At 29.9% G+C, this 2,850-nt stretch carries 2 protein-coding genes; both read right to left on the bottom strand.

What is annotated here, in order from left to right; genetic code table 11:
* Nucleotides 1–59 precede the first annotated feature (59 nt).
* Entirely contained in the window at nt 60–773 is a 714-nt protein-coding gene (locus KPL51_RS22825) for a DUF7847 domain-containing protein (protein ID WP_216166698.1), read from the bottom strand.
* Nucleotides 774–1,160: 387 nt separating this feature from the next.
* The gene (locus KPL51_RS22820) at nt 1,161–2,606 is read right to left on the bottom strand and encodes a DEAD/DEAH box helicase (RefSeq protein ID WP_216166696.1); all 1,446 of its coding nucleotides are present in this window, start codon (nt 2,604–2,606) and stop codon (nt 1,161–1,163) included.
* Between the last annotated feature and the right edge of the window lie 244 nt (nt 2,607–2,850).

Genomic DNA, 2,850 nt, shown 5'->3' with positions numbered 1-2,850 from the left:
AGTTTGTAGTATTGTTGAAAATACAAGTAAAAAATACCCTAAAATTAAATATAGGGATTTTATAATATATTGTGCGGAGTATAAGTTGTAATTGCATATATAGTTAAGTAAAATAATATAGTACACCCAAGGATTTTAAAGTAATCTCCTTTCACAAGATTATAGCTCCGTTTTAATGCAGCAAATACTCCTTTGTTTTCTAGAGCAATTGCATGAAATGAAAACGAAAATATAGTGACATAAGCTAATATTGATAAAACAAACAACAATATTATTACACCCGTCATAACTATTATAGTTATTTCATTTTTATCATTCATTCCAAGGGATAATAATGAATTTTGAAATTTACTATAGATTAAGTAGCCTATAGCTGTAAAAATACCAGCCACTGGAAGGAACATTAATACTTCCATAAGTAAAACTCCTAAAACTTTTAAAATCTTTTTAAAGGAAAATGATATAGCTTTACCAGCATCAATTCTTTCTTCAAGTAATCTTTGACCTGCTATTTTAATTAAGCCTATTTTGAAGCACATTACAAAAGCTAAAATACTTAAACCTAAGATTATAGAGACAACTCCTATTACTACAGGACTCAATTTTAGTCCTATAACTAGTGCAACTACTATTACACCTACTAGTACAACCCCAACAATTCCGACGAGGCACAATGCCCAATAAGCTAGATTAAAGGTAACTATTGTTTTAATATATTTCTTTAGGATTTCTATAGATTCATCCATTATTTCGGTAAGACTCATTGTACCCATGTTAAATCCCCTTTCAAAAATATTGTTGACTAATATAGACGTTAGTCATTAATGTCCGTTAATATTTTACTGCAAATATGATATTCTGCTCTTTTGATAAAATAAAAACCAAGTTGTATCTTACTTTTATCCAACTTAGTTTTCTACAGTTTTCTTCACCATTTCATTATAAAACATTAAATAATTTCACAAATATTATTGTATAATTATAGTAAAACCTTATATTATTGTAACATGTAAATATTTTATTCTCAATATAAACCAGCTTTAAATTTTAATAGTAATGCGTATCTTTTTCCTAACTACAAATATAAAAATGAGGTAGATAATTAGTTTATCTACCTCATTTCATATTTTATAGTATTAAATAAAGGCACTTATTAAGTACTATTTGTTTGCTTTTTCTACTCTAATGGGTTTACCTTTTATGGTCCCTTTATTAAGGGTTTCTAATACTAATTTACCTTTTCCACCCATAATATCTACATGAGAGAAATTATCTTGAATATCTATAATACCTATATCACTAGCATTAACCCCTTCAATATTGCAAATAGTTCCTACAATATCTACAGTTCTTATTTTTTTCTTTTTACCTGCACTAAGATACAATTTCATTATATCTGTACTAAAATTAGATGCTTTTGTCTTTTTAATAACAGGTTTAGCATCATTTTTCTCATAAAATGCTTCTCTGTATGGCTCTGAATCTTCCTTTGATGGAATTGGTTTTTTAGGTATTTCCATACCGATGTACTGCTCTATAGCTTGTAGGAATTTTTTCTCGTGATGAGTTGTAAAAGTTATAGCTTTTCCTTTTTTACCCGCACGTCCCGTTCTTCCTATTCTATGTACGTAATTTTCTTTTTCCAGTGGCAGATCATAATTTATAATATGAGTTATATCTTCCACATCAATCCCTCTAGCAGCAACGTCTGTAGCCACTAAAAATCTAAATTCACCTTTTTTAAATCTCTCCATTGCATCTAATCTTTCATTCTGAAGCAGACCTCCATGTATTTTAACACATGAATAATGACGATTTTTCATTTGATCCGTTATTACATCAACATTTTCTTTTGTTCTACAAAATACTATACAAGAATCTGGATTTTCAACATAAAGTGTTCTCTTAAGCAAACTTAGTTTCTTATCTTCGTCTACTTCAAAACAAACTTGATCAATTTTCTCTACGGTTAATTTCTCTGGATTTATCTCTATTTTAACTGGACTTACCATGTATTTAGCACATATTGCTTCAATAGATTCTGGAATTGTAGCTGAGAATAACATCGTAACTCTGTTTTTAGGAACAGCTTTAATAACCTCTTCTACTTGATCTATAAATCCCATACTAAGCATTTCATCTGCTTCGTCTAATATTAGGTATTTTACCTTAGCTAAATTAATAGACCCTCTTTCAATATGATCTAAAGTCCTTCCTGGTGTTCCCACTACTACATGAACTCTTTGCTTTAGTTGTTTCTTTTGCATAGCTATAGGCTGTTTACCAAAAACAGCTACGGCTCTAATTTTTTTGTACCTTCCTATTTGTGTTATATCCTGGCTTAATTGAAGAGCTAGTTCTCTGGTAGGTGTTAATATTAGTGCTTGTGGTTCTGTTTCTTCTATATCTGCACTTTCACATAGTGGAATGGCGAAAGCAGCTGTTTTTCCGCTACCAGTTTGTGATTTTACTATGATATCTTTGCCTTTTAGGGCTATAGGTATTACTGCAGCTTGGACCTCAGAAGGGTTTACATATCCCAAATTTACAATTGCCTTTAAAATTTCTTCACTAATATTAAATTCCTCAAATTTCATGTTACTCATTTTAACTTCCTCTCTCGTTTCATATATAATTTTTAAGTTTAACTTAAATATATTTTTAATTCATAAGCTACTATTATACCATGATTAAACACATAATTTCTATTGCAAATTTTAACAATGCGTAAAAATATTTATTTACACATATATGGTTTGAAATCAAGTAGGAGGCTAATCATTATCTGATTAGCCGACCTCTTACACCACCGTGCGTACCGTTCGGTACACGGCGGTTCAATAGAAATTA

The sequence above is a fragment of the Clostridium bowmanii genome, from assembly GCF_018861315.1.
Lineage (GTDB): Bacteria > Bacillota > Clostridia > Clostridiales > Clostridiaceae > Clostridium_AD > Clostridium_AD bowmanii.
The sequence above is the reverse complement of the archived record's forward strand: the minus strand, read 5'-3'. Positions and strand labels throughout refer to the sequence as shown.